This window comes from Aeromonas sp. 9A (assembly GCF_963900955.1).
GTDB classification, from domain to species: domain Bacteria; phylum Pseudomonadota; class Gammaproteobacteria; order Enterobacterales; family Aeromonadaceae; genus Aeromonas; species Aeromonas salmonicida.
Map to the genome: position 1 here is coordinate 1731444 of NZ_CAWRFG010000001.1, position 24821 is coordinate 1756264.

At 55.2% G+C, this 24821-nt stretch carries 16 protein-coding genes; 3 read left to right on the forward strand and 13 right to left on the reverse strand.

The window, feature by feature from the left end; genetic code table 11:
- Positions 1-133: 133 nt before the first annotated feature.
- Positions 134-1333, reverse strand: coding sequence for a mannose-6-phosphate isomerase, class I (manA, locus tag AACX78_RS08270; protein ID WP_159165900.1), 1200 nt, complete (start codon positions 1331-1333; stop codon positions 134-136).
- 132 nt (positions 1334-1465) lie between these two features.
- Between manA and AACX78_RS08275 the strand changes: the two genes are divergently transcribed.
- Both AACX78_RS08275 and icd read left to right on the forward strand, forming a co-directional pair.
- Positions 1466-2341, forward strand: a complete 876-nt coding sequence (locus tag AACX78_RS08275; RefSeq protein WP_201302816.1) for a helix-turn-helix transcriptional regulator — start codon at positions 1466-1468, stop codon at positions 2339-2341.
- 201 nt (positions 2342-2542) lie between these two features.
- Positions 2543-3796: an NADP-dependent isocitrate dehydrogenase gene (icd, locus tag AACX78_RS08280; RefSeq protein WP_005312750.1), complete on the forward strand. Its 1254-nt coding sequence runs from the start codon at positions 2543-2545 to the stop codon at positions 3794-3796.
- Between the two features lie 75 nt (positions 3797-3871).
- Here the strand turns inward: icd and AACX78_RS08285 are convergent, their stop codons facing one another.
- From AACX78_RS08285 to dsdX, 3 genes are all read right to left on the reverse strand, one after another.
- On the reverse strand, positions 3872-4048 hold the full coding sequence (locus AACX78_RS08285) for a hypothetical protein (RefSeq protein WP_005312753.1): 177 nt from the start codon (positions 4046-4048) through the stop codon (positions 3872-3874).
- Positions 4049-4388: 340 nt separating this feature from the next.
- The gene (locus AACX78_RS08290) at positions 4389-5720 is read right to left on the reverse strand and encodes a D-serine ammonia-lyase (RefSeq protein WP_159165902.1); all 1332 of its coding nucleotides are present in this window, start codon (positions 5718-5720) and stop codon (positions 4389-4391) included.
- A 16-nt stretch (positions 5721-5736) separates the two neighbouring features.
- Positions 5737-7074: a D-serine transporter DsdX gene (dsdX, locus tag AACX78_RS08295; RefSeq protein WP_159165903.1), complete on the reverse strand. Its 1338-nt coding sequence runs from the start codon at positions 7072-7074 to the stop codon at positions 5737-5739.
- A gap of 226 nt (positions 7075-7300) precedes the next feature.
- Here dsdX and dsdC point away from each other — a divergent pair, with 226 nt between their 5' ends.
- Positions 7301-8245: a DNA-binding transcriptional regulator DsdC gene (dsdC, locus tag AACX78_RS08300; RefSeq protein WP_159165904.1), complete on the forward strand. Its 945-nt coding sequence runs from the start codon at positions 7301-7303 to the stop codon at positions 8243-8245.
- A 471-nt stretch (positions 8246-8716) separates the two neighbouring features.
- On the opposite strand, the gene AACX78_RS08305 is transcribed toward dsdC, so the two are convergent.
- From AACX78_RS08305 to AACX78_RS08340, 9 genes are all read right to left on the reverse strand, one after another.
- A complete protein-coding gene (locus AACX78_RS08305) occupies positions 8717-10087 on the reverse strand; it encodes an McrC family protein (RefSeq protein ID WP_159165905.1) in 1371 nt (456 codons plus the stop codon).
- Positions 10074-12611, reverse strand: coding sequence for an McrB family protein (locus AACX78_RS08310; RefSeq protein WP_159165906.1), 2538 nt, complete (start codon positions 12609-12611; stop codon positions 10074-10076). Before AACX78_RS08310 ends, AACX78_RS08305 begins: the two co-directional genes overlap by 14 nt.
- Before the next feature lie 142 nt (positions 12612-12753).
- Positions 12754-16059 carry a type I restriction endonuclease subunit R gene (locus AACX78_RS08315; RefSeq protein ID WP_159165907.1) on the reverse strand — a complete coding sequence of 1102 codons (3306 nt, stop codon included), beginning with the start codon at positions 16057-16059 and terminating at the stop codon, positions 12754-12756.
- Between the two features lie 100 nt (positions 16060-16159).
- Positions 16160-17602, reverse strand: coding sequence for a restriction endonuclease subunit S (locus tag AACX78_RS08320; protein WP_159165908.1), 1443 nt, complete (start codon positions 17600-17602; stop codon positions 16160-16162).
- The gene (locus AACX78_RS08325) at positions 17592-19196 is read right to left on the reverse strand and encodes a type I restriction-modification system subunit M (protein WP_159165909.1); all 1605 of its coding nucleotides are present in this window, start codon (positions 19194-19196) and stop codon (positions 17592-17594) included. The genes AACX78_RS08320 and AACX78_RS08325 overlap by 11 nt, the downstream gene beginning before the upstream one ends.
- Before the next feature lie 1113 nt (positions 19197-20309).
- Complete coding sequence (locus AACX78_RS08330) at positions 20310-20804, reverse strand: hypothetical protein (RefSeq protein ID WP_159165910.1); 495 nt, start codon at positions 20802-20804, stop codon at positions 20310-20312.
- A gap of 400 nt (positions 20805-21204) precedes the next feature.
- Positions 21205-24000 carry a DUF927 domain-containing protein gene (locus tag AACX78_RS08335; protein ID WP_159165911.1) on the reverse strand — a complete coding sequence of 932 codons (2796 nt, stop codon included), beginning with the start codon at positions 23998-24000 and terminating at the stop codon, positions 21205-21207.
- 166 nt (positions 24001-24166) lie between these two features.
- Entirely contained in the window at positions 24167-24511 is a 345-nt protein-coding gene (locus tag AACX78_RS22175; protein WP_159165912.1) for a helix-turn-helix domain-containing protein, read from the reverse strand.
- 12 nt (positions 24512-24523) lie between these two features.
- Positions 24524-24751: a helix-turn-helix transcriptional regulator gene (locus tag AACX78_RS08340; RefSeq protein ID WP_159165913.1), complete on the reverse strand. Its 228-nt coding sequence runs from the start codon at positions 24749-24751 to the stop codon at positions 24524-24526.
- Positions 24752-24821 lie beyond the last annotated feature (70 nt).

A 24821-nucleotide genomic window follows, 5' to 3' on the forward strand; every position in this document is an offset into this window, starting at 1 on the left:
TTATTGGTCAGGTGGTACACGTCATGCAGGGCAGGCTAACGGTGAAGATGATTTCCAAAGAAAAACAACAAGGGCCATCAGTGATGGCCCTTGTGCGTTTATTCACTCATTGACCCCGTGTCGGGTTCACGCCTTAGCAGCGGTTGCCGGCGCGGGCGACCCGGCCTTCGGCCAGCAACTGGTAGTGGCCGGTGGCAGCAGGGATAAAAGCGGACTGCCCCTTCTCGAGACGCAGAGTGTCGTCACCGCGTTTGAGGATCACGGCCTCGTCGATGGCAAACAGGATCTCGGCGCTGGCGGTGGTGAGCTGGTGCTCGCCCGCCGGGTAGACGCTGAAGGTGAAGTCCGGCACCGGCACCTCGAAGTGCTGCACCGCCCCTTCCATGCGGGGAGCAAGCAGGATCTGGTCGTCCGGCTTGGGCAAGCAGCGGGTGCAGGCCAACAGCTCGGCCACGTCTATGTACTTGGGAGTGAGCCCGGCGCGCAGCACGTTGTCGGAGTTGGCCATGATCTCGAGGCCAGTGCCGTGCACATAGGCGTGGGGGGTGCAGGCATCGAGGAACATGGCCTGACCCGGCTGCAAGGTCACCACGTTGAGCAAGAGCGGCGAGAAGAGCCCCACATCCCCCGGGTACTGGGCGGCCAGGCTGGTGATGAGCGCAAAGGTTTCTTCATTCTGATGTGCGGCGGCATAGGCCAGCAGGCCCGCCAGGGCGTCTTCCTTGCGCGCACCTTGTAAAATCAGCAGCTGGTGGAAGAAGTGCTGCAAGCCCGCTTCGTTCTGGCTGGCGGCAAGGGCCGCAACCAGATCGGCGATGGCCGCCAGCTTGACCCGCTCGAACAGCGCCAGGATGGCGGGAATGGCACGAAAGCCGTTCATCGCCTGATAGGGGGTGAGAGCAAACACCAGCTCCGGCTTATGATTGGGGTCTTTGTAGTTGCGATTGCCCGCTTTGATGGGGATGCCAGCGGCTTCTTCTTTGGCAAAGCCCGCTTCGGCCTGGGCCTTGCTCGGGTGTACCTGGATGGAGAGGGCCTTCTCGGCGCACAGCACCTTGAACAGGAATGGCAGGCTGCCGAAACGGGTGACTGTGGCCTCGCCCAGCGCGGCGGCCGGGGCTGTGTCGATCACCGCTGAGAGCTTCTGCGTACTGCCCGCCAGGGTCACCTCGGAGCAGCCGTTGGGGTGGGCGCCCATCCACAGCTCGGCCTGGGGTTTGCCCGCCGGATTGGGGATGCCAAACAGGGTGGTGAGGGAGTCATGGCTGCCCCAGTCGTAACCTTGAATCGGATTTTGCATTAACAAAAAAGAGGGCAGATCGCGACTGCTCATAAGGGATGCCTCATTTAGTGTGAAGAAAGTCGGGTGAAGAAAAGGGTGGCATTGCTGCTGTGGGCCGGACTATAACATGGGCGGTTGTGGCCGCAGCAACCGCTTGCCTCTCTCTATTTGATCAGGATCAGCATGTCACTTATCTTCAGCCAGCTGCTCGATGGCGCCCTCCATGAGCAGGCCCCTTTTGAGCAGATCTGGTTTGCCCAGGATCAGGGGGTGCCGCCCGGTTTCAGCTATCAGGTCAACTTTCCCCGCCTCGAACTGGTGTTCAGCGGCGAATACCTCAACCAGGTCTGGGACAAGGAGCTGGGCTGCAAGGAGATAAGCGTATTGCCGGGACAGGCGCTCTACATACCGCCCAACGGTTGGAACAAGCCACTGTGGACCACGGACTGCTCGGTGCTTAGCCTGCTGTTTGGCAAGCGCCAGCTCGGTTTCAGCCTGGTGAGCAAGCGGCGGGAAGACCCCGATTTTTTCGATGTGCAAAAGCACAGCATAATGGCGCGGGCCGGCCATGTGATCGAACACATACTGGCGGCGCTCAATGTGCTGACCGAGGATCCCGGCCGCTCCCCCACCGACAACCACCTGTTGCAGGCGCTGCTCACCAGTACCCGCCAGCTGCTGGCGGAATCCGCCGCCGAGCGGCCAAGAGGGGCAGACCTGTTTCATGGCATCTGCATCTATATCCAGGAAAATTTTCACCGCCCCATCACCCGTGACTCCATCGCCCACCGCTTCAACGTGTCGGCCAGCCATCTCTCCCACCTGTTTCGCGAGCAGGGCCACATGCGCCTGGCCGATTACATCAGCTGGGTGCGGATCGACAGGGCCAAATTCATGCTGAAAAAGTACCGCTTCCGCCTTGAAGAGGTGGCGAGCCGCTGTGGTTACGGCGATGTGAACTATTTTTGCCGGGTGTTCAAGCAAAAGACCGGGCTGACCCCCTCACAGTACCGCTCCCTGAGTCAGCCGCAAGGGCAGGGGGATAGGCTGGTGGTATGAGTCATGCCGCCGTCTGGGCCCGAGTACAACAGGGTTGGATGGTGCCGAATGTATGCAGGGGCGAGCGAGCCGGCCGCATTGTGATCCAGTACTCGACTATGGTCTGACATGCGTGCTCGCCATTTGATTATGAAAACGAATGGGCTAAGATGGCCGCGCGCAACTTACAGATTGATAACAAACGGAAGTTAGGAGATGCCGATGGAAAGCAAAGTAGTTATCCCGACCCAGGGCCAGAAAATCACAGTCGATGCCAACGGCAAGCTGCAGGTTCCCAACCATCCGATCATTCCGTTTATTGAAGGGGATGGCATCGGTGTGGACGTGACCCCGGCCATGTTGAATGTGGTCAATGCCGCGGTCGAGAAAGCCTACAAAGGCGAGCGCAAGATCGCCTGGATGGAGATCTATACCGGCGAGAAGTCGACGCATATCTATGGCGAAGGTGCCTGGCTGCCGGCCGAAACCCTGGATTTCATTCGTGAATATTGCGTGGCCATCAAGGGCCCGCTGACCACTCCGGTCGGCGGCGGTATTCGCTCTCTCAACGTGGCCCTGCGTCAGGAGCTGGATCTCTACATCTGCCTACGCCCGGTCCGTTACTACGAAGGCACCCCGAGCCCGGTCAAGCGTCCTGACCTGACCGACATGGTGATCTTCCGCGAAAACGCCGAAGACATCTACGCCGGTATCGAGTGGAAGGCGGACAGCGATGAAGCCAAGAAGGTCATCGCCTTCCTGCAAAACGAGATGGGCGTGAAGAAAATTCGCTTCCCCGAGTCCTGCGGCATCGGCATCAAGCCCATGTCCAAGGCCGGTACCGAGCGTCTGGTGCGTGCCGCCATCGAGTATGCCATCGACAACGATCGCGACTCCGTGACCCTGGTACACAAGGGCAACATCATGAAGTTCACCGAAGGTGCCTTCAAGGATTGGGGCTATGCCCTTGCCCAGAAAGAGTACGATGCCCAGCTCATCGACGGCGGCCCCTGGTGCTCCTTCAAGAACCCGAAAACCGGCAAGACTATCGTGGTCAAGGACGTCATCGCCGACGCCTTCCTGCAACAGATACTGCTGCGTCCGGCCGAGTACGATGTCATCGCCTGTATGAACCTCAACGGTGACTACATCTCCGACGCCCTGGCTGCCCAGGTCGGTGGTATCGGTATCGCCCCTGGCGCCAACATCGGCGACGGCGTGGCTCTGTTCGAGGCGACTCACGGCACTGCGCCTAAATACGCAGGTCAGGACAAGGTCAACCCGGGTTCGCTGATCCTCTCTGCCGAGATGATGCTGCGCCACATGGGCTGGGTCGAAGCGGCCGATCTTATCATCAAGGGCATGGAAGCGGCCATCGCCAACAAGACGGTCACTTATGACTTCGAGCGACTGATGGAAGGTGCCACCCTGCGCTCCTGCTCCCAGTTCGCCCAGGACATGGTCGACCAGATGTAATGGGATCCAGAAGGTCTTGAAAAGCAAAACCGGCGCCATGAGCGCCGGTTTTTTATCGGTGAAGAGTCAAGTGGCTTACTGCGCTTGCTCTGCGTGTTGCTGATAGCGCTGCTGCCATTTGCTGCTTTCGGCTTCGTCACCCTGGGTCTGCCAGAACTCGCAGATGGAGTTGGCGAGCTCGGATGCCATGGCGTGATCTCCATCGCGGCGACTCATCAGATATTGTCCCAGCCAGCTTTGATATTGTTTCATTGCCCGATCTCCTTATCTAAGGTGCCCTTGGGCGTTGCCCGTCTGGCAAAACAGCCTCTCGACCGCGGCCAGACCTGACTCAACCAGGTCACTGTTTTTCTGCGCACCTCTGTTCGTTGTTATCACCGGATTGGGTAGCGATCTCGCGGGATAACGGTGTGAACGGGGCGCAGATGTCAAAAAACGGACCCTATCCTATCACAAAATAACCAACTTGGGGGGATTGGCAGCCGAAGGAGGAGACGTGACGTGCTCATGTTCAGCGCAAAGGATGTGCCATCTTGCTGATCCATGAAGAGAAAAACCCGCCAGAGTGGCAGGTTTTTCGGGTGAAAAAAGATCAAATTTTGGCGGTGGCTAGGTATTTTTCCATCTCCTCGGCGGGCACCATGCCGCCGCCGGTGGCCCATACCAGATGGGTGGCCCGGGCCAGGGTCGCGGCATCGAAGCCGTGCGCCATCTGCCACTCGCGATCAGCCGTCACTCGCCACGGGCCCGGCATGCCGGCCAGCGCCGAGGGTTCGAGTTTGATCTGCTCATCCCGTGCCAGCAGCCCCAGCAGATCATACATCTCTTGATCGCTCAGGGTATAGAAGCCATCCAACAGCCGCTCCATGGCGCGGCCGACGAAGCCGGAAGCGCGCCCCACCGCCAGACCGTCGGCGGCGGTGAGGTTGTCAATACCCAGATCCTGCACCGAAATCTGATCGTGCAGGCCGGTGTGGACCCCCAGCAGCATGCAGGGGGAGTGGGTGGGTTCGGCAAACAGGCAGTGTACGTGGTCCCCGAACGCGAGTTTCAGGCCAAAGGCCACGCCGCCGGGGCCGCCGCCGACGCCGCAAGGCAGATAGACGAACAGCGGGTGTTCGGCATCCACCTTGATGCCCATCTCATCGAACTGCTTTTTCACCCGCTCGCCCGCTACCGAGTAGCCGAGGAACAGGGTGCGGGAGTTCTCGTCGTCGATAAAGAAGCAGTTGGGGTCGCGTTCGGCCTCCTTGCGGCCCTGCTCCACCGCCATCCCGTAATCCTCGGCGTATTCCACCACTATGACCCCGTGTTCACGCAACTTGCGCTTCTTCCACTCCCGCGCATCGGCAGACATGTGGACTGTGACGGTAAAGCCGAGCTTGGCGCTCATGATGCCGATGGACATGCCGAGGTTGCCGGTGGAGCCCACGGCAATGCTGTACTGGCCGAAGAACTGGCGGAACTCTTCGCTGAACAGCTTGCGATAGTCGTCTTCTTCGCACAGCAACCCGGCCTTGATTGCCAGCCGTTCAGCGTGGGTCAGGACCTCGTAGATGCCGCCGCGTGCCTTGATGGAGCCGGAGATGGGCAGGTGACTGTCTTTTTTCAGCAGCAGCTTGCCGGTGACCTCGACACCGTAACGCGTATTGAGCGTTGCCTGCATCGCCGGGATGGCGGCGATCTCGGACTCCAGAATGCCCTTGCTGGCGCGGGTCTCGGGGAAGGCTTCACACATGTAGGGGGCGAAGCGGGCAAGCCGGGCGGAGGCATCCGCCACATCGCTGCCATCCAGTCCCACATGGGGCAGGCCAACCGCCAGCGTGCTGGCCTTGGGGTTGAACCAGGTCACGGGCTCGAGTGCGATCAGGGAGCGAACCAGCGGAAATTGAGCGATGAGATGCGAAATGTCGTTCTTTTTCATAGGAGTCTCGGTCTTGTTACAGGATATAGGAGAGCAGGAAGGTACCGGCCAGCGCCATCAGGGAGGCGACAAAGGTGGCGGTAGTGTAGTACTTGAGCGTTTCATTCAGGGTGGCGCCGCAATACTGCTTGACCAGCCAGAACAGGGAGTCGGTCACCATGGTGCAGCCAATGGCGCCGGAGCCGATGGCGAGCGTCATGATCTCGGGGCTTATCTCGGGGTAGTGCACCATGATGGGGGAGACGATGGCGGTGGCCCCCATCATGGCGACCGTGGCCGAGCCGACGGCTGCGTGCAGCACTATGGCCACCAGCCAGGCCAGCAGGATAGGGTGCATGTCCAGCTGGGAGAGGATGGTCGCCAGGCTGTCCCCCAGGCCGCTCGCCTTGAGCACGCCGTTGAAGGCGCCGCCCGCCCCTATGATGAGCAAGATGTTGGCGATGGAGGAGAAGCACTCCTCTGTCTTGTCCAGCAGCCCTTCCATCTTCATGCGCTGACGGATCCCCAGCACGTAGTAGGCGGTGAAGGCGGCGATGAACATGGCGGTGATGGGGTTGCCGATAAACTCCAGCACTGTGTAGAGGTGGCTTGCGTGATCCATGTTGAGCTCGGCCACCGTCTTGGCCAGCATCAGCAGTATGGGCAGCAGCACGGTGAAGAGAGAGGCACTTAAGGTCGGGAGGCTTGCCTCGTTGCGCGCCTCTATATTCGCAAAGGCGGCGGGCACCTCCTTGAACGGTACCCGTTTACCGAGCAGCTTCAAAAACAGCGGGCCGCCGACCAGGGAGGCAAACAGCCCGACCGCGAGACCGTAGACGATGACGGAACCTATGTCGGCACCCAGCTGATTGGTGACGTAGAGCGCGGCCGGGTGGGGCGGCACTATGCAGTGCACAGCCATCAGGGCGGTGCAGAGCGGGATGGCCAGCGTCAGCAGCGAGGTCCTGGTCTTGCGGGCGATGGAGAAGGCAAGGGGAATGAGCAGTACGACTCCCACTTCGACAAACAACGTGATGCCACACACCAGACCGACCAGCACCATGATGACCTGAGGCGAGAGCCAGCGGCACTTTTGCAGGGCGAGCCCGATGCGCTCCGCCGCCCCCGATACCTCCATCATCTTGCCGAGTATGGTGCCAAGGCCGATGACGGCGGCGAGAAAGCCCAGGGTGCCGCCTATGCCTTCCTCCATGGCGTTGACCATCTTGACCGGGTTCATCCCCATCATGGTGCCCACATAGAAGCTCGCCAGCAGCAAAGCCAAGAAAGGATGCACCTTGCCCTTCACTATGGTGAAGACAATCAGAATGATGCTAGTCAGCAAGGTACCGACGACCCACACTTCAGAATTCATACTGCGCCTCTATGTGTCATGAGTGATGATTAGGCGCCTATTGAATGAAAATGACGGGCGGCTGACAAATGATGAAAATGGCGTCTTGGGTGAGCATGATTGATGCAAAGGTGCCACATTCATCACGTTTATCGGATTTTATGGGATTTGGGTTGTTTGGTTGCATCCAAAGATGGGATTTCTGGCTATCATCTGTGCGTTTTTTGGGGGCGAAGAGGCGTGCCAGATGTATACCGAAGACAACTACGTATCGAGAAACAAGCTGCTAAATGGTTATCAGCTCTCCAAGCTGCATACCTTCGAGGCGGCGGCCCGTCATAGCTCGTTTGCCCTAGCGGCGGATGAGCTGGCGCTGAGCCCCAGTGCGGTGAGCCACAGGATCAGTGCGCTGGAAGAGGAGCTTGGTTTCAAGCTGTTCCAGCGCTTTCACCGCAAGGTGATGCTGACCGCAGAGGGGCAACGAGTCTTCTGGGCGCTCAAGTCCTCGCTGGAGTTCATCAATCAGGAGATCCTGGAGATCAAGCATCAGGAACTGTCCGGTTCCCTGACCGTCTACTCCCGCCCCTCCATAGCCCAGTGCTGGCTGGTGCCCAGACTCGCGGATTTTTCTCGCCTGCATCCCCAGATCGATCTCAACGTCATGACAGGTAACGAGAACATCAATCTGCACGGCTATGGCATAGATCTGACGATCTATTTCGATGACAAACTCCCTGAGCGGCTCGCCATCCACCCGCTGATGGATGAGTACATGGTGCCGGTCTGCAGCCCCGAATATGCCGAGCAGCATGGGCTGCTGGACAATCCTGACCACTTGCCTTGCTGTCGCCTGCTGCACGACAGGCAGGCCTGGGGCTATGACTCGGACAGCGACGAGTGGAGCAGTTGGGCTCGCCAGTGCGGCATCTCCCTCGACGCCTGCCAGTCGAACATGGGGTTCGATCGCTCCGATCTCGCCATTATCGCCGCCATGAATCACGCCGGGGTCGCCATGGGCCGCAAGAACCTGGTGAGCAAGCGGCTGGCCAGACATGAACTGGTTGCCCCTTTCTCTGGCATGGAGGTGCGCTGCGAGCAGCGTTACTACATAGCAACCTTGCCCAACCGCGAGTGCCCCAAGATCCAGGCCTTTATCGACTGGGTCTGCGCCCAGGCACAGGAGACACAATAAGCGGCAGGGCCAAGCGCCGTTTTATTCCTCGTCTGGCGTGCGGGATGGAGGGCGAATACCCGGCAAAAAACGGTGTAGATGGCATGAGAGGAACCGGAGATCTCGGGGAAATTTGTCTCACATCTCAGCGAGTTAGCAGAATGAACTGTCAGTAAAGGCTCAATCGTTCGATACGGGATGGAAACAGGATACAAATAAAAAGGGCCACTTCTTGCGAAGCGGCCCTTTCCAAACGTTTGGCTGGGGGAGTCTGAATTTTAATTGTAAGGTGCTGATTTTGTTTGTTTTGTGTTTTAAGGTGTGAGTGGAGGTGGTACATGTGGTGGTACACGCTGTAAAACCACTCCTTCTCAAAGGACACATCCATAACATTCAGTAGCCTAGCCGCCTTCACAAGATGCGGGTTCAAATCCTTGCCGATCGCTCACCCAGTCATGTAGTCACGTAACCACCGTTCTTGCTACGAACGCTTCACTGCAAACTTCGCAGCTGTAGCTGGCATTGAGTAGGAAGTATCAAGCGAGACTCAACGGCATCAATCACAAACGGCACCACCCATAAACGTAATGGTTTGTGGCCAGCAATGGGGAAATCAAAAGGCTGGGCTATCGGCTCCTGAAATGCGCTATGGGCTGGATACACCAGGAACATCTCTCTGTCCCCATCAGGGTCATCAAAGTAGTGATGGCCATAGGCAAACATCTGATAAAAATCACCTTGCTGCAGATCGTACTTATCGGTGCCGTTCCCTTTCGCGGGGTCTAGCAGCTTCCATTTCGTATCCAGCACGCTGATCACCTTGCTGCCCTGCTCAATCACCATATCGGGTTTAAGCCGAAACCATGCTGCGTCATGATGGGAAACCAGGTGTTTACGCTGCGCTTGGGCGGTTAACGTCAGCAGCGGTGGGAGTGTGGCTCGCAGCGTTTTCGCCACATAGTCTTCAAAAACCCGCTCCATCGGGAACAGCAATGAGATTGCCCGGTGCCCCCCGCTCATGGTTTGTGGAGAAAAGCCCTCTAGAATCAATTTGGCCCATGCCAGCGGCGTTTGGTAATGGCTCATTCCCCGGTCAATGCGCAAGCGGGCAAAATCGCACTTGTAGTCGGTACTGAGTGGAACCTCGCAAAAGATAAAGGTCAGCTCTTGCAGCAACCTTTGGTTACTCCCACTGCGCGTGATGGCAGCCAGCGCAACCAGTGCCGAATGCAGCAGGCGGTTGGCAGGGCGATCGACTAAGAATTCATCATATTCACAATGGAACTTGTGTTTGGTGATGATGTTTTGACGCAACTGACGGGCGGTATTGAGCTTGCCCTTGAGGTAGCTCAGATTCTCCTCACAGCGAACATAGTCACTGCGCAGCCCCTTCTTGACCAGGGTATTCACCGAATCAAGAAATTGGCTAATGAACACCTCCAACAACGGCATTTTTTGCTGGCGGATGTTGGCGTTCGTTGTTTGAAGATGGGAAAACTCCCGCAATGCTCGCAGCATGATCAACAGCGCATGCCGGGCCTCTTCACAGCGGGCGGCAGGGGAGGGGGGCGCGGTATCATTGGCCTGAACTGGCCTCCCCAGCTTGGGCAACACCTCAACTTGAGTACCATCAGGGGTGAAGATCACCCCTGCATAATTTTGTACCTGTAGCGCTTCCACGCCGAGTTTCTTGCACAACCGGAACAGGCGATTATCCTGACCGCTCCCCAGTGCCATCTCCTTGAGGTAACGAAACGCCAAGGGCGAAATTGCCTCCACCTCATGCGGGATCGGGGTAATACCGCTCTCCTCGCTCACCAGATAGGCGTACTCAAACAGCGCAATATCGTTACGAAGTGACATCTTCTACCTGCGCAGCAGAAGGTTGTGATGCGTGATCCTGCACGTACCGTTGGGCCACATCAGGGTCATGAATTGCCAGATAGGCCATGCCCTCATCCCACACCGAATGCTCATGATCCGCCAGCTCATAACGGTGCTGGTTCACCCCGAACTGATCCGGCTCATAGTCATTGCCAAATAACATCTTGAAGTCGATCGGGCGCTGTTGCACAAATTGCAGCTCCGCCAACTCTTTGCCACTGACTTCTCGCTTTTGGTTATCCCCGAGTACCAGGCGGATCTTGTGCCAATCCTCATAGAAGTACTCCTGCAGTAGCGGGATCACCTTGGTCTGAAATGCCTCCTTGAGTGCGAGCAAGGCGCCAGCGTGATCGCCATTTTTCACCGCCTGATAGGCCGGGTAAAAGAACGCATGTCCCAACGTATGCTCGCGGTCATAAAGCACCTCAATACGCTGATTGAGCCTATCAAGCAGCTTGCCAAGGCTGAGTCTGTTACCGTTGCCGATATCGATGGAATCATGACCCGCAAACAGACTGCTATCAGGCATCATCTCAATGAAGTCAAAGCGACGGCGCAGTGCGGTATCCATCAATGCCAAAGAGCGATCGGCGGTATTCATGGTGCCGATGATATCGACGTTCGATGGCACGCTAAATGGCTTGCCACTGTAGGCAAGTTGAATGGCCATGGGATGCTGACCCTCGGCCCGTTTATCGACCTCAACCAGCGAAATGAGCTCACCAAAAATCTTGGAAATATTGCCGCGGTTGATCTCATCAATAAAGATTGCGTACTGATGCGAAGGGTCTTGCTTGGCGCGGTGACACAGCTTTAAGAATTCACCCGGCTCAACCGAATAGTGAATATTACCCTCATCGTCAGTTGTCGCTCTCAACCCCTCGATGAACTCTTCGTAACCATAGGATTGATGAAAGGTGGTTGTCACATAACGCTTGATTTCGTCGGCGGATTGCGGTCCGCGGATCAGTTCAGTATGTAACTGCACCACCTCATCCACCAACTCCAGCCGGTCATCGAGCAACTGCCACACGGCGTCTCTTGATTTATCAAAGACCCCGGGTTCACTGCGCCCCTTGTAATTGACCGTTGCCGACTCTGCGATGGTAAATTTCTGCAGATAACTCCACGCCGTTTGCGCCAGATTATCGGTACGCCCGTTAATACTCGCCTTGGTCTGGAAGTATTTACAGCTCACAATCTCGGCCACTTTGGCACGCTTGCCCAGACTCAGCAATGACAACACCAGCACCTGCATCCAGTTAAGGGGGGCCAATTTATCGCGCAGCCACAGCGACTCATCCACCACGGCCGGGCGATGGGTGTACTGTGCTTGCAGCTGTTGCAAGCGGTAGGTTTTGCCGGTTCCCGGTGGCCCGTAATAGATGACATTTTTAGGCTGTGAACCGGCCGTAGGCGCTGCGCTGGTCAAATAGTCTGCATCTCGCTCCTTGACCTGATGAACCTGATGGGATTGGCCATGACTATCATCATTTGATGGCTCAGTGAGCCATTCATACAGGTTCCATAGCAAGATATTACGGGTATACAGATCCCACTCACTGGAGACGATAGAGTTCACCGCCGCGAGTAATGTTTGATTGTCCTCTAACCAATCATCGTGTGGTTTAATATCAATTTGAAATTGATTTTGAAGACCTTGGTACAGTGGTTTAAGGCAAGAACCATCAGCAATACTGGTGTAAGTTTTGGGAGATGCAGCACCAAACACCCGGTTAATGACGACCTTCAGATACCGTTCAAATGTCCCGTCACTCTTCCAGCGTTGAAATACCTTATGATAGGTTTCCTGAGTAGGAGACTGAATAATTTCCATGGTTAGCTGGCGCAGGAATTCAATATTGTTATTGAACTCTTTGTTATACATTAACCCTTGACCAGCACTGGCGATGCCATTGGATTTATCACGCCACAGTTTATTGATATCGGCATCCGTTACTGGCTTACCATGTTTTATCTCTTCGGCTAATTGGCAGGTAGCCTGATAATCCTCATACCATCGCTGATTAAAATCATGTTCTTTTGTCCAACGCATAAACTGCACTAACGAGTGGTTATCCTTACCGGCCTCCCACAAATCCGCGAGCGTGGCCGTAACATCAGGTTTGATCGCAATGCCTGATGTTTGCGAACTCCAGGTTTGGCCAGGCAGCGCTGCTTTTAGCAGCAACATCGGCAATAACCCCGCCTGGCAAGATTGTCGCAAGTCCTGCAACTCAAACTTGATGTAAGAGCGGTTCTGATCCTTATCTTTCCAGTCTGAATCACTAAACCGGGCTTGGGTGACGACCCCTTTGGCAATGATCCCGCGCGGCTCCTTACCCAGGCGGATCAGATAAACCGTATCTCCAAATTGAGGTTGTTTACTTCGACAAGACCAGCGGATCTCATCGCCCTCGTGATAGTCCAGTAGGCCGGTTGCATTGCCATCACCACCGGTAGAAAATTGCTCAGGATTCCAGGTCAACAAAAAAACCGACATACACAATCAGCCTCAAAATGCGCCTGGATAAGCAGGCTATGGAAATGTGGGGTCAGGCAATCCCGCTATGCCTGTCTGCAATACGGCAAAAGAAAGAGAGCGGTAGCGGCCATCGCTGCTACCACCCCGAATGGTCATGGGCTTAACTGCCCTGGTATTTCTTGAAGTTCTCCGCCTGCTCTAACACGCTCTTGTAGACCTCGTCGTTGGCCACTGGCGGGAAGCCGAATTTGTGTAGCAGCAGGATCAGGTCAACCTTCAGCTTGGCCTTGATATCGTCGCGGTTGCTCCAGTCAGGATACTGAGCGTTGTTATCGACCGTCACCTTCATCTCCTTGGCCAGCTCCAGCATCTTGGCCTCGTCATAGGTGAACTGGTACTTCACGCACATGTGCTTGAGGATATCGAGAAACGCCTTCTCCTCCATGTCGATACCAATATCGGCGAATGACATCATCTCGGATTTGATGTCGTAGATCATGTCGGTCATCTGCTGGGTGAAGGCATCGAACTCTTCACCGTTGAGCACGTCGTTCTCTTTACGCTGGTTGTACTGTTCCACCAGCGCCTGGAAGCGTTTGGAGAAGTTGATCCCCTGCAGCTGGTTCACCTTTTGAAAATCGCTGATGGCCTTGGCCAGCATCTTTTGCAGCAGTTGCATCCGGGTGTTGGGCAGCTTGATCTTGCCGATGCGGGCCATGTACTCGTCATCAAAAATATCGATGGTCTCGGCCTTGTCCTCACCCAGGGTGAATATCTCCTCCACCCCTTCCGCCTTGAGGGCCTCGGCAATCATCTCCCGCACCTTCTGGTTCATCTGTGCGGTATCAGGCGCATCACCCTTGGTGAGCTTGTAGACGATGGAGCGCACTGCCAGATAGAAGTGGATCAGCTCGCGCTCCTCTTGGGCAATCTCCTCACTGCCCACGCACACGTCATAGGCGGCCTTGAGCCGTTTCACCAAGCCCATAAAGCGCAGCTCAATCTTCTTGGTCTGCAGGGCAAACTCGGCGGCGCGGTTTAGGCAGTCGAGCTGCAGAGTTGGCGTGCCAGAGAAGTAATCACTGTTATCGAAGGTATGGAACACCTGGCCCAGCAGATGTAGGTGATTGCGCACCTCGATCAGCGACTGCTGAACATCCTCAAAGTTGGACTTGTCCGCCTTCGAGTACATGGCCAGCGCCATGTTCATCCGGCTTTTGATCCCGATGTAATCGACCACCAGCCCCTTCTCCTTGCCCTCAAAGCGGCGGTTGACCCGGGAGATGGTCTGGATCAGGTTGTGCTTTTGCAGCGGCTTGTCGATGTAGATGGTATCGAGCTCCGGCACATCAAAGCCGGTCAGCCACATGTCCACCACGATGGCGACCTTGAAGTTGGATTTGGGGTTCTTGAACTGTTTGTCCAGCTCCCGGCGATACTCCTTGGTGCCGAGCAGGTCATACATTACCGCGTCATCATCCTGGCCACGGGTCATCACCATATTGACCTGGGGCAGGCGTATCAGCTCCTTGGCCTCTTGCTCTGAGAGGGAGACGCCATCGCTGGCCAGTTTGGGCTCGAACCACTTGGGCCGCAGAGCATTAAGGCTCTGATAGAAGGCATAGGCAATCTCCCGGCTAGCACAGACAAACATCGCCTTGCCTTTGACGGTCGAGCCTTCCGCCACCCGTTGCTCGTAATGCTTGGCGAAGTCCTTGGCCAGCGCCTCGATGCGATCCGGGTCGCCCAGGATCGAGTTCATGCTAGCCGTGGTTTTCTTGCTCTCTTCAATCTGGTGCTCGCTGGCCCCCTGCGCTTCGCACTCCTGATAGTACTGTTCGATCTCTTCCAGCTTGCTGTTATCGAGCACCACCTTGGCGGCGCGCCCTTCATAGACAATACGTACCGTGATCTGGTCGTTGACCGACTCGGTCATGGTGTAGCTGTCGATGGTGGGGCCGAATACATCCAGGGTGGCGTCGATAGGGGTGCCGGTAAAGCCCACATAGGTGGCGTTGGGTAGCGAGTCGTGCAGGTACTTGGCGAAGCCATAGGTCTTTTTGATGGTTCCCTTCTCTTGGTCGAAGGTGAGCTTCAAATCGAGGTTGATCTGGCTGCGGTGGGCCTCATCAGAGATACAGATGATATTGCTGCGATCAGAGAGCTTTTGGATATCTTCGGTGAACTTGTGAATGGTGGTGAGGAATACCCCGCCACTGGCGCGGCCAGCCAGCTTGTCACGCAGATCCTGACGGCTGGTGACCGGCTCAATCACCGCATCGCCGATAAAGGCGGTGGCGCTGCAGAACTGCTTGGATAGCTGCTCATCGAGATCGGTACGGTCGGTAATGAGGATGATGGTCGGGCTGGCAAAATCGATGCTCTTCATCAAGAGGCGCGCCAAAAACTGCATGGTGTAGCTCTTGCCGCAGCCGGTGGCGCCAAAGTAGGTGCCACCCTTACCGCTACCTCCGTGATTTTCTACCACCATCACCCCGGTGCTGTCAGGGCGGCTCACCAGCTGTTTGCGCTCTTTTTTGATGTTGTAGTAGAGCTTGCGGGCCGCGTAATACTGCGGATAACGGCAACAGATCTTGGTTTCACTCTTGGATGTGTCAGGGAAGAAGACGAAGTTCTTCAGCACATCGAGCAGCCGCACCGGGTGAAACAGTCCCTGGATCAGGGTGTAGAGACCGTTAATACCCTCCTGCTCTGTGGACTCGTTACCGGTGACCTTGCGCCAGGCATAGTAGAACTCGTAGGGGGCGAACAGGTTGCCCATCTTGTTGTTCACCCCATCACTGACGATACACAGGGCGTTATAGACGAACAGCTTGGGAATATCGCGCCGGTAGCGCACGCAGAGCTGGCGCCAGGCGTCATAGGTGGTGGCTTCTTCACCGCGCACCGCTGATTTGAACTCGAACACCACCAGCGGCAGGCCATTGACGTAGAGGATGGCATCGGGAATGCGGGTCTGTAGCCCGCCATCGCGGGTCTGGCCTTCGATCTCGAGCTGATTCACCACCCGATAGATATTGTGGTCGGCTTCGGCGATCACATCCTCTTGCCCCACGAACAGCCTGGCCAGCTGGCTGGGCAAGGCGTGGGTGTTCATCAACTCGATATAGAGGTCTTTCTGATCCCGGCCTTCGCGCTTGAGCAAGAAGCCATTACTGAGCCAATGGCAGAAGGTTTTATTGCTCTGGTACAGGTCACTGGCAGGCAGGGTCTGCAACAGATGCAGAATGGCTGCAATTTCACCCTCGGTAATGCCATCGGCCTGATATTGGCGAGCAAGGTACTGGCGCAGGTCATCAGCAATCAGCACCTCGCTCTTATCCTTGCGTGGCACATCGCTACCGACATAGTGGGGGTAACAGGGCTGGCCAGCTGAGTTAAGATGCTGCCCCAGCAGGGCGATAATGGCCTGTTCCAGTTTTGCTTCCGTGAAAATATGGCTCATGGCAATGGCTTCTTCTATTTGCTCAAAATGGGTTCGTTAACGCTGGGCGTATCGGTGATGGCGAAGGGGCGGCGCAGCTATTGCGACGCAGCCCACCGGTTTAGGCCACCCCTTCCTTGGCAAAGTCAGCCTCAATTTGATCGAGACGTAGCTCGCCGGAAATGAGCTTGGGAAGCAGCGTGTCGCGGAGTTGAGCAAGCGTTATGTTTTCATGGTGACGACCATATGATGATGTATAAAAATTGCTCACTTTTTCGGAAAAGAACAGTCTCAAATTTAATGGCGGTACGATGAGTCCCCATTCCAAAATGGCTTTCTTATCTCCCCTTGGCATTTTTGAACCTTTGGAGGTGGCCATCATGAAATCAAAGAATGAGTCTTGATACATCAAGTTAAATACGTAACATTCTGTGTCAGCGTTTTTTGCCTCGAACCCAAGCACATCGTTGGAGTGGCCACCGTTACCATTAGCAAGCCATATTTTTTTGAAATAAGGCCTGATGTTGGAAATGAGAATGCTGCCCGTCGTGTATGCAGGGACACTATTAACGGTTGGCAAATTAGCCGCTGACTGAAAACCTTTTCTATCTGCGAGCATATTTTCTGTAGATATATAGTTCTCAAGCGTTAGCTCTTCGGTATCAATACGCTTGGTACTATAACGAGCCACATCTGCTACGCATCCATGTTCCCACCCCTGTGGCACCCAGCCACCGAGGCCAAGAGCAGGCTCTGCGCACTCTTCAAAGGCGGCGGGGAACAGTTGGCGAGTAGCATCTGGCAGTGGCTTGAGGTTACCACTTTCACGTACCGTTCTGCGGGCCTCGGCACGGCGCAGCAGCTCGTCAGGCAAGGCTAAATCTTGCTCGAAGAAGCCTGCATCCAGCGCGTTATCAACCACGGGATCGAAGTCCACAAACCACGACTTAAACAATGCCTGCGCCATCTGTTCTAGTGTTTGGTTAAGTTGGATATTAATATATTGTTTTGCCAACAATCCAAGAGTAACTCTGGATATATGTTCCTGAATAATCATCGGAGGAAGAGGGACTTCGAAGCTTTCTATATGTCCTTTTGTAATCGCCCTTCTGCTTCCACCTGCATTGAAGCTTTCAATGTATGATTTGGTTTCAGGTAAGCATAGATAGGCCATTAGATAGCCAGGCAAGCATTTAGTTGTATCCAGTCTAATTATTGCCACATGCTGGTTAACTGCAGCCGGTAGAATTTCTTCTGGTACTAAGCAGCAACGCGAGAATGTCACGCCATCACCGGTGATATTGAGAAGTACATCATCTTTTTGGAGATGAACCCCTTTTAGCTTGTTTGCATCTTCATCAGATATAAACCTCAAGCCATTCACATCAAATGTGAAGTCATAGATATTCTGACTTCTTATAAATGCAAAGTTCGTACGTTCAGAAATATACGCAGACTCCCCCCCACGAGGAGTTGAACCAGAACCAATTTTAAGAGATATGTCTTTTAAGAAAGCCACATCCCAGCCATTACAGCTTGAGAAATAGGGATTTTTACTCTCCATAACCCAGCCCCTCCATATTTTGACGGATAGCCCGATCTAGCTCGGCTGCCTCGTCCATTTGGCGATAGAGGATTTGAGTTAGTTCCTGCATCTTGGTCTCAAAGGCAATGCCATCATCTTCAATGCTGGCGGCCCCCACATAGCGGCCCGGGGTCAACACATAGTCGTTGGCCTTTATCTCATCCAGGGTTGCTGCCTTGCAGAAACCGGCCTGGTCTTGATACTGCTCGACACTGATCTCTTTTGCCTCAATACGGCGCTTGAGTTCGTCCTCATCACTGCGCCAGGCGTGGAAGGTATCGGCGATGGTGGCTATATCGCTAGTCGTCAGCTCTTTCTGGGTGCGGCTGATCATGGTACCGAGGTTGCGGGCATCGATAAATAGGGTCTCGCCACGGCGATCGCGATAGCCATATTTGACGCTGGCCTGTTTGCTCTTGCTGATAAACCACAGGCAAACCGGGATCTGGGTGGTGTAGAACAGCTGGCCCGGCAGAGCGATCATGCATTCGATGCGGTCATCTTCAATCAGCTTTTGGCGGATCTCCCCTTCACCACTGGAGTTTGAGCTCATGGAGCCGTTGGCCAGCACAAAACCCGCGATGCCATCCTCGGAGAGCTTGGAGAGCATATGGAGTATCCAGGCGTAGTTGGCGTTACCGGTTGGCGGGGTACGGAAGCCGGCAAAGCGCGGGTCGTTGGTGAGCTCCACCTCGTTGCGCCAATCCTTCAGGTTGAAGGGCGGGTTAGCCATGATGAAGTCGGCTTTGAGATCCGGGTGCTGGTCGGCAAAGAAGGTATCGGCCGGGCGCTCCCCCAGATTGCCGGAAAGACCGCGCACCGCCAGGTTCATCTTGGCCAGCTTGTAGGTGGTGCTGGTCAGCTCCTGACCGTAGATGGCGATATCCTGGCTCTTGCCCTGATGGCTTTGCACAAACTTGAGGGACTGGACGAACATGCCGCCCGAGCCACAGCAGGGGTCATAGATCTTGCCCTGGTAGGGTTCAAGCATCTCGGCAAGCAGGGTGACCACGGCTTTGGGGGTATAGAACTCGCCGCCGCCCTTGCCTTCACTGGCGGCAAACTTGCCGAGGAAGTATTCGTAGACCCGGCCCACCAGATCCTCTTCGGTCAGGTCGCATTCATTGGCGAGGGTGTCGATGTTCTCGATGCTGTCGATGAGGGACGCGAGCTTGGTCGCATCCAGCCCCAACCGGGAGAAGTAGTTATCGGGCAGGGCATTGGCCAGCGAGGCGTTGCGTTTCTCGATGGTTGAGAGGGCCGTATCGATAATGACGGCGATATCATCCTGCTTGGCACGGGCACAGATGTATGACCAACGGGCCGCTTCGGGCAGGAAGAACATATTGTCTTGCTGGTAGAACACATCCATATCGACAAAGGCCTCTTGGCCGTTGGCGATCAGCTGTGCGTGCTTGGCCTCGAACTTGTCGCTGATAAACTTCAGGAATACCAAGCTCAGCACCACGTGCTTGTATTCGGAGGATTCCACGCTGCCACGCAGCTGGTTGGCGGTATCCCAGAGGGTCTCTTCAAAGCCTTTGCTGGCTTTCTTGGCGGGCGATTTAGCCATGTATCTGTGTTCTCTTACTTCTATTTTTCAGAAAAAAACCGGAGTCCAGCGCCTTGATGGCGAAGACCTGACGGGGTGCTACATCCATGTTGTGTTCAAAGTTCCTGCCCGAGCAGCAGTAATGAGTGCCGGGCCTGATCGATCTTGTTGAAGGCTTGCTCAAACATGAAGGGCATCCGTTACTGCAAAAAGCAACCGCCAGCCAGAGCAGGCAGTTACTATCAATGGATTGAGTGGGCGGACATTCTACCGTCTTGCTCGGGTCTCATAAACCGTTATGGATGCTTTTGGAGCGAGATGGGATGAAGATCAAGGAGGAGCGCTTTTGCTGGCTTGTTCTTGACTGACAAGCCAGTGGTACGGGGTGGATTAGCTAGATGAGATAAGCGTCGATAGCAGCCATAAACTGGGCCTTGATCGCCAGTAATTCAGCTCGTTTTGGTTGTGGGTCGAGACACGGCCAAAACTCGAGCCAAATGTCGTCTGCGGTAAGGAAATCGGAGGCCACGTTTGCCTTTAGGGCCGGGGAAAATCTCTCCAGCGTATCGTGTATCTCGAATGGAAAACCAATCGTAAAACTCTCTTTTTGCATTGTGTGCCTGCATGGTTGCATACGGATACAGGATGATAATGGTCGTTGCAGGCCAACACGAATTTTAACGGTCGATAATTGAGCAACCGAAATGATCACTTGTAACGGGACAAATGATTTTGTGTTTTTTGTGCCTAGGTTGCAGGTGTGGGTACTAGGCCCCCACAGTTCAATCCCTTGCCACTGTTGGGTTTGCCGCCTATGAGCAGACTGGCGGTCAGATCAAAACACTTTTTCTAGGTCAGAAAAACGATTGCTTAGTGGAGAGCAAAAGTGATCATCCCCATGACGATCGTTTTTGTAGGTGATTCCTTGCCTGATGTGGGTTTGGCGCCGATGAGGCATGAGAAAAACGATCCTATTTTGGCACCAGGGTAGAATTGGCAAAAAGTGATCATTTTGTCGCATTTTGAAGCACAGGTAGGGCTACGGCCCTCGTAATCATTGGGTTGTGAGAAAGTACGGTCACATTCTGTAATTAGGATCGCTTGTAACAGATAAAGTGATCCTTTTAGGGATGATCACACAGGGATTTTTTCCAACGCCCAACCCCATGGTTCATTTAGAGCTCCCCTAGGGTATGAGGCGAAACGCCAACCCACCGGTTTCAAGACCGTATTCAAACGGCGAAAAACCATCCTGTGATTTGAGTGATCCAAGTTGTAGAAATCTGTCAGTTCCTCATTGCTAACACCAGGGTCTGTAGCCACGATCAGAATGTGGGCATGATGGGGGTGCCATTCCATTGCGCAGACAAGGTGTGCCAAGTGATTAATCGGCCCCAATTTGGCAATGGCCCGGTTTCTTTCTGCTCGTTCCAAGCTGCGCCGGTTAAACTGCCCGGTTTTTCTTGCCCAGGTTTCCCAGAATGGAGTGATGAGCGCAACACCAGGGGCTGGTTTGCAAATTTTATGCAGAATTTTGCTTTGTCTTTCGGCTCTTTTTTGCTCCTGCTGCCGCAGTTTTTCCTCTTTCGCCATCTCCTTGGCGAACATTTTATGAATCTCCGAGAACATTCGTTTCTTCTCCAAGTTGTGGTGTGCATCCCACGCCTCTAGCTATCTATCGAACTGATCGGCCGTTCTATTTCACTCTATATATGAAAAAGATGGTGACAGTGGTGACATGGTTACAACGCTCATAAATCCGCGCCACAACTGAGTTTGTCTGTCACCACCCAGTAGTAAATCGAATGGTGACTGGTGGTGACATATAGTGAACGTCATCACTGTCACCACTTTGTCACCACCATCAATCCACTAAAGTGGTGACAGCACAATCCCTTTATTCATAGGGCTTACAGCGCTGTTTGGTGGTAGCGTCATCAGTGTCACCAAGGTGTTTGCGTTGCTTATTTGCGAGTACCGGAGTGCCCAAAAAGGGGAAAACTCGGCCACCACTTACCTCTGGCTAGCCCTAATCGCGATCCTCCGGGCCGCATGCCTCACCGGCTAATACTCGCTCTGTTAGCATGTACACCCATACTCGACTACCCATGCCTGGCAATCGAACTTGTCGCTGTAAACGCCTCCTATCTTTGCTTGCCAGTAGATAGCCAGCATCCATGCACAGTTGCGCGGCTCGCTTTGGATCGCGCCCTTTGGTGAGCTCGCCCCAGCCGGGCGGCAACACAAAGAAGCTCACTCCATCAGACCCGGCCTTGCGATAGCCCACCATATTGGCAGGTCGATGATTGACGTCGAGCCAGTCAGCAAAGCGGGTGTATTGGTGGGCAGTAACGAACCCGCGTACTTGCTCCAGGGTGGCGGCGTCTTCTTTGTTGCCAAGGTGGCCCCGTTCCACCAGCCACGCCTTGAGACAAGCCCGCACTGCCCTGATCGCCTCACCCTCTGGCCAACCCGTTACGCCAAGTCGGGTCGCCAGTTCACCGGCAGCGGCCACCAGCGCGAACCGGTTGATAGCTCGTCCTACTTGGTTGCCTGCCCCCTTTGGCGTTAGCTCACTGGCAAGGAGCTTGATCTCGCTCGCCAAGCGTTCGCGGTGTGTATCCAGATCGAGTGCCAGCCCTTCCACCAAGGCACGAAAGGCTGTGCCATGTTGGCGTTCTGCGTTGGCCTTGAGGGTATCGGCAAAGATACGTCCGCCCTCCATGCCATGCAGCCATTCAAACGCCCCATGGTGGCCGGTGTCGCTCGGGATCTGGATGGTTCGCACCTCCATTCCTGCCTGGGTGCGCTGGCCAGCACTGGCTGCATGATCTTCAAGGCTCAATTCACCAGTGGAGAGAAACAGCAAGCGCCACGCCTTACGCTCCCTCAACTCACCGTCCTGTTTGCTCCGGCCCTTGCCTTGTCCGTTTGCCAGCATGTAGGCCACTTGCCCGGCGTCTTTACCGTCAAGCTCTCCCAGTTCGTCCAAGCAGAGCAGGGCGTCATTGCGCCGACTGGCGATCCCCTCAATAGCGTTACCTGTTGCCCGCCAAGTCTGGCTGTAACGATCTGGGTGACCGTAGACACTGGCAGCGGCCTTCATGATGGTTGTTTTGCCGTCTGTGCTCTCCCCCTTGAGGTGAAAGCCACCTCCTTCCATTCCCACTAACGTGAGCAGTGGGGCTGCGAAAGCCAGTGACAGTGCAAAGCAGAGCCGGGAGTTACTCACGGCCAGTGCTGCAACCTCCTGTTGCCACTCGGCCAAGGTGCCTCGCTCGGTGAAGTCACTGGCAGCGTATCCCGCTGTTTGCAGGATCACTCCCTCGGCATCTAGCCCTATCGCCCCTTGTGGCAGCACATAGGCATTACCATGCCAGCCGGTTCGCTCTACACAGGTGATCCGCCTCTCTGGCTGGCAAGCCATCAGGTACTCGGTTAGCTTTCGCTTGTGACCCAGCTCTATAAACGGCAAGCCTGCATCCAGAAGGGCAGTGAACACCTCTTCACCATTGCGCGGCACCAGCGAACGGATAGGCATAGCCCACTGGCGCGTCCGTCCGGCGCTATCTTGCCATTCCAGAAGGCGGCCATAACCCCGGCCATGTTCATCACTGGTTTCAGCCAATACTTGCACTGGGCTTGATATGGGCACCAACTCTTGCCGAGCATTGTCTCCCCGGCCCACCAGCTCCCACACACAAAGGCGACCCCCCTTGATCTCGAATCCTACTGGGAGCGCCTGTTCCTCGGTCTTCTCATCTTCACTAATAGGGAGAAGTGGGACGCTCTCGGCTTCTTCTTTCTGGCTGGCGGCGTGGCCTTGGGGGCTGGTGGTGATTGATCTGACGCTCATGATTACTTCTTGTGTCTTGGTCAGTCCGTGGACTTGGTGGTAATCGTTCCAGTCTCCCTGACTGGGCGGTAGGGCCACCAGGGCCCCCACAGCTAGGGCCGCTTCCTCTGTCTGGCGTTGGGTGATCTCGTTGCGCTGGCCTGCCTCGTCTAGGTCGTGATCGCCGCCGATGATGATCTCGGCGGTGGGGTGCTGACGGCGGATAATTTCCGCCACGTTTAACAGGTTGCCGCTATCCATCGCACAATAGACGGTTGCCCCGGTAGCTAGGTGAACAGACAACCCTGTCGCATATCCCTCAGCCACTGCTACCAGCTCCCCGCCTTCGATGCGGTGGAAAGCTTGTTGCTTCTGGCCACCTACTAGGTAACGCCTTATGCCATCGCCGCGAATTAGCTGGACGTTCACCAGCTGCTTCGCTTCATTTTCCAGCGGTACAACAGCGCACCCCGGTGAAAACACTTCATCTCCAATCTGGATCAAGGTTTTGTTTACTGCGCACAGGTGAGCACCTAACCCCTTGCGTTCAAGGTATAAGGGATGGCCTTGTCCGCAGTCGGCCATGATGGCAGCGGCGTGGCGGGCAGCCTTCTTGCGTTTTTGCTCTACCAGTCTGCCTTCCTGTTCAGTTTTGGCCCTTTGTTGCTGGTGGATGTGTTCCCGTTCAGCAGTATCCAGACCACCTGCAGACACTCCTACCAGCGGGGCTATCAGCTCAGCAGCCTCCTTGATCGGCTTGCCAGTCACCAAGCTAACCAACGTCAGCCCATCCCCGGCACCGCACTGGTTACAAATCCAAGTGCCGCGCCCACCCTTGTTATCGAGCCGAAATCGGTCTTTGCCACCACAGGCAGGGCAGGGGCCATGCTTACCCCTGTGTGGGGTGTCGATCCCCACAGCCGTAAGCAGATCGGGCCAGTGACCGCTAGCAGCAGCGGCCACATCCGAGACGAATCCTGCTTTGCTCATCCCTCACTCCCGGTCTGAACTGCCGCCAGCTTATTGCAGGCCCGGGCATCAAAATTAGCCTTTATCTGGAGGATTCTGAGGCTATGTTTCCCGATTTTTGGCAAGGCTTCGCCCTGAGCGCTATGCCCATTGATGTTCATCGTCATGGTGTTGGTCTCTAGCGGAGTTAGCTGGTGGTTGCGTCGTTGTCAGATTGGGAGGGGGATGACCATTCGGGCTGTCCTAGCACATAGGTAGCAGTGTTCTTGTATATATGGTCACGATACAGCAAGTGTGACTGTATATGGGTCGTGATATTGAACCCCTTTTGCCGCAGTTGCAAAATCCTAGCAGGAGCTCTCAAGATGTTGTGCTTATGGATGAAATCTAAGCTAGAGGTTGGCCCCTTTCGAAGGATGGTCAGCACTTGCGCGAGCTGCCCGGTAACTGTTGGGCCAGTACATAAGGTGGTATTCTTCGGGTGTTCAAACTGGGTCGTGCCGTTCTGCGGCGCGGCTTTTTTTTTGGTCATTTTTAGTCCCCCCTATTCCGCATGGCGAGCGGCAATGCGCTCCGCAATCCAAGTGTCTATCTCGGATTCCACAAAGGCGACAGATCTCCCTCCCGCTGGTGATAAACGGACGGGTCTAGGTAACTGGTCACGAGCGATCAGGTCGTAAATGCTGCTCTTGCTTAAACCGGTTTTTTGGATCACCTCCTTCAGTCGGATGAGGCGAGGTTGAGTATTAGTTTGCGGGGCGTGTATATCCATAATCGTCCTCTTTGGTCTCTGTGTTCGATGAGGCGATTATGGATATCTGGATATTTTTGACATCCGAATT

Excerpts from the sequence above, each read along its gene's own strand:
- manA (WP_159165900.1), bottom strand. The coding sequence starts at position 1,333 with ATGAGCAGTCGCGATCTGCCCTCTTTTTTGTTAATGCAAAATCCGATT.
- AACX78_RS08275 (WP_201302816.1), top strand. The coding sequence starts at position 1,466 with ATGTCACTTATCTTCAGCCAGCTGCTCGATGGCGCCCTCCATGAGCAG.
- icd (WP_005312750.1), top strand. The coding sequence starts at position 2,543 with ATGGAAAGCAAAGTAGTTATCCCGACCCAGGGCCAGAAAATCACAGTC.
- AACX78_RS08285 (WP_005312753.1), bottom strand. The coding sequence starts at position 4,048 with ATGAAACAATATCAAAGCTGGCTGGGACAATATCTGATGAGTCGCCGC.
- AACX78_RS08290 (WP_159165902.1), bottom strand. The coding sequence starts at position 5,720 with ATGAAAAAGAACGACATTTCGCATCTCATCGCTCAATTTCCGCTGGTT.
- dsdX (WP_159165903.1), bottom strand. The coding sequence starts at position 7,074 with ATGAATTCTGAAGTGTGGGTCGTCGGTACCTTGCTGACTAGCATCATT.
- dsdC (WP_159165904.1), top strand. The coding sequence starts at position 7,301 with ATGTATACCGAAGACAACTACGTATCGAGAAACAAGCTGCTAAATGGT.
- AACX78_RS08305 (WP_159165905.1), bottom strand. The coding sequence starts at position 10,087 with ATGTCACTTCGTAACGATATTGCGCTGTTTGAGTACGCCTATCTGGTG.
- AACX78_RS08310 (WP_159165906.1), bottom strand. The coding sequence starts at position 12,611 with ATGTCGGTTTTTTTGTTGACCTGGAATCCTGAGCAATTTTCTACCGGT.
- AACX78_RS08315 (WP_159165907.1), bottom strand. The coding sequence starts at position 16,059 with ATGAGCCATATTTTCACGGAAGCAAAACTGGAACAGGCCATTATCGCC.
- AACX78_RS08320 (WP_159165908.1), bottom strand. The coding sequence starts at position 17,602 with ATGGAGAGTAAAAATCCCTATTTCTCAAGCTGTAATGGCTGGGATGTG.
- AACX78_RS08325 (WP_159165909.1), bottom strand. The coding sequence starts at position 19,196 with ATGGCTAAATCGCCCGCCAAGAAAGCCAGCAAAGGCTTTGAAGAGACC.
- AACX78_RS08330 (WP_159165910.1), bottom strand. The coding sequence starts at position 20,804 with ATGTTCTCGGAGATTCATAAAATGTTCGCCAAGGAGATGGCGAAAGAG.
- AACX78_RS08335 (WP_159165911.1), bottom strand. The coding sequence starts at position 24,000 with ATGAGCAAAGCAGGATTCGTCTCGGATGTGGCCGCTGCTGCTAGCGGT.
- AACX78_RS22175 (WP_159165912.1), bottom strand. The coding sequence starts at position 24,511 with ATGACCAAAAAAAAAGCCGCGCCGCAGAACGGCACGACCCAGTTTGAA.
- AACX78_RS08340 (WP_159165913.1), bottom strand. The coding sequence starts at position 24,751 with ATGGATATACACGCCCCGCAAACTAATACTCAACCTCGCCTCATCCGA.